Origin of the sequence: Bradyrhizobium sp. Ghvi, assembly GCF_900115265.1 — a bacterium.
Lineage (GTDB): Bacteria > Pseudomonadota > Alphaproteobacteria > Rhizobiales > Xanthobacteraceae > Bradyrhizobium.
In genome coordinates this window covers 1-2,649 of record NZ_FOVU01000037.1, presented here as the reverse complement: position 1 = coordinate 2,649, position 2,649 = coordinate 1, and the positions used below count along the sequence as shown (strand labels likewise).

Sequence of the window (2,649 nt, the reverse complement as noted above, 5' to 3'; positions counted from 1 at the left end):
TGTCGCGCGGCGATCAGGATGGAAGGCAGCGTCAATCAAGGTGAGAGAGTTTCGCTGGGCTCGTGACGGAGGGAGGGCGTAGCCCGACCGGAGTTACGAGCCCAGCGTCGGCGCGATCCCGAGGAGGACCGCGCCGACTGGTGATCGCGGCCGGCGGGGTTATGCAAGTGGTTCTTCCGCCAAGAGGAATCACTCGCTTGCCCGGCCGACACATCACAGATCACCAGATGAGGCTCTACATGAAGTACCGTCAGACCGATAGCCCGCCAGTGGCGGCGGCCAAGGCGTCATTCAGTGCGTCGACCGCCTATCGGATCGAGAGAGATCCCCGATTTCCATCGCAAAGGAAGGCGCCCCGCGGCCGGCGACGACCGGACCCGTTGAGCGAGGTGTTCGAGACCGAGATCGTCCCGATCCTGAAGGCGGCACCTGGCTTACGCCCGGTGGCGGTGTTCGAGGAGATGCTACGGCGTCATCCGGATCTCGGCATCGGTATCCGTCGTACCCTGGAACGTCGGATCCGTGCATGGCGGGCGGTCCACGGCGAGGAGCAGGAGGTGATCTTCCGCCAAACCCACGAGCCTGGCCAACTCGGCCTCTCCGACTTCACAGACATGGACGAGTTGGGTGTTACGATCGCGGGTGCTCCGTTGGATCATCGTCTCTATCACTTCCGTTTGGCCTATTGCGGGTTCGAGCACGCCCACGTCGTGCTTGGCGGCGAGAGCTTCGTCGCCCTGGCGGAAGGCCTGCAGAATGCCCTCTGGTCGCTCGGTGGGGCGCCGCGGGAGCATCGGACCGACAGTCTGTCGGCCGCATTCTGCAATCTCAATCGTGATGCACGGGACGATCTGACGCAGCGATACGAGGCCCTTTGTGCCCATTACGGCATGCGGCCTTCCCGCAACAATCGAGGCGTTGCTCACGAGAATGGTTCGATCGAAGGGCCCCACGGCCATCTCAAGCGAGCAATCGCGGATGCCTTGCTGCTGCGCGGAACTGTCGACTTCGACGATCTTGCCACCTATCGCGGCTTCATCGACGAGATCGTCAGCCGCCGCAATGCCCGCAACGCCAAGCGGATCGATAGCGAGCGCGTGGTGTTGCAGGAGCTGCCCGATCGGCGCACCTCCGACTACGAAGAGGTGATCGTCCGCGTGACCTCGTCCGGCGGCTTCACCCTGCGCAAGGTGTTCTACACAGTGCCATCGCGCCTGATCGGTCACCGGCTGCGGGTGCGCCTTTACGACGATCGTCTCGACGTGTTCGTCGGGGGCACCCATCTCGTCACCCTGTCGCGTGGGCGGCCGCATCCCAATGGCAAGTACGACCAGGTCGTCGATTATCGGCACGTGATCCATTCCCTGCGGCGCAAGCCGATGGCACTTCTCAATCTGGTCTACCGGGATCGGCTGTTCCCGCGCGATGCCTATCGGAAGACCTTCGATCGCTTGCGCGAACGCTTGCCGGACAAAAAAGCCTGCCGGATCATGGTCGATCTCCTCGCGCTCGCTCATGAACGCGGCTGCGAGACCGAACTCGCCGATCAGCTCACCGCCGACCTCGAGGCCGGCCAACTGCCCGACCTCAACCGGCTACGTGCTTACTTCGCCCCCGATCCCGCCAACCTGCCGAACGTCGTGGTGCAGCTCGTGCCGCTTGCGACCTACGAATGCCTCATCGGTACCGCCGAGACCGGAGGTGCCGCATGAGCGTAACGAACACGGTTGATGCCGCGCGCCTCAATCTGTTGCTCAATGAGCTCCGTCTGCCTGCCATCAAGGTGCTGTGGGCGCAATTTGCCGAACAGTCCGACAAGGAAGGCTGGCCGGCCGGCCGCTTCCTCGCGACCATCGCCGAGCACGAGATTGCCGAACGCGGCCGCCGTCGGACCGAACGACACCTTGTCGAAGCACGTTTGCCCACCGGAAAGACCTTCGACAGCTTCGACTTCGAAGCCGTGCCGATGATCTCAAAGGCGCAGGTGATGGCGCTCGCCGCCGGTGACAGCTGGCTGGGCAAGAGCGCCAATTTGCTGTTGTTCGGCCCGCCCGGCGGCGGAAAGAGCCACTTGGCGGCAGCGATCGGCCTGGCCCTCATCGAGAACGGATGGCGCGTCCTCTTCACCCGGACCACCGATCTCGTGCAGAAGCTCCAGCTAGCGCGACGCGAGCTTAACCTCGAGGCGGCCATCAATCGTCTCGATCGCTTCGATCTCCTGATTCTTGATGATCTCGCTTACGTCACCAAGGATCAGGCCGAGACCAGCGTGCTGTTCGAGCTCATCAGCGCACGCTACGAGCGCCGCTCGATGCTGATCACCGCCAATCAGCCATTCGGCGAATGGAACAGGGTCTTCCCGGACCCCGCCATGACCCTGGCCGCTATCGATCGCCTCGTTCACCACGCCACCATCGTCGAGATGAACGTCGAGAGCTATCGCAGACGGACCGCCCTCGAACGAAAACGCGGTCCCGGACGGCCGCCATCGCACGCGACACCCAAAACCGTCGCTGATTGACGCTGCGCGACAATCAGAGTTCAACAAAACTCTTGCGCGCGACAATCATCGCGGCAATCATCATCAGGCCGCGACACGCCTCGCCATCCTGATTGCCGCGCACTTCCTACCCAGATTGCCGCGCTACA

The 2,649-nt window shown here is 63.2% G+C and carries 2 protein-coding genes; both read left to right on the top strand.

Annotated features, from left to right (window positions below; genetic code table 11):
* Nucleotides 1-197 precede the first annotated feature (197 nt).
* A complete protein-coding gene (gene istA / locus BM374_RS37665; protein WP_502689504.1) occupies nucleotides 198-1,712 on the top strand; it encodes an IS21 family transposase in 1,515 nt (504 codons plus the stop codon).
* Nucleotides 1,709-2,521, top strand: a complete 813-nt coding sequence (istB, locus tag BM374_RS37660; RefSeq protein WP_210188635.1) for an IS21-like element helper ATPase IstB — start codon at nucleotides 1,709-1,711, stop codon at nucleotides 2,519-2,521. Before istA ends, istB begins: the two co-directional genes overlap by 4 nt.
* The last annotated feature ends 128 nt before the right edge of the window (nucleotides 2,522-2,649 follow it).

Coding starts and splice junctions, on each gene's coding strand:
- istB (WP_210188635.1), top strand. CDS start 1,709: ATGAGCGTAACGAACACGGTTGATGCCGCGCGCCTCAATCTGTTGCTC.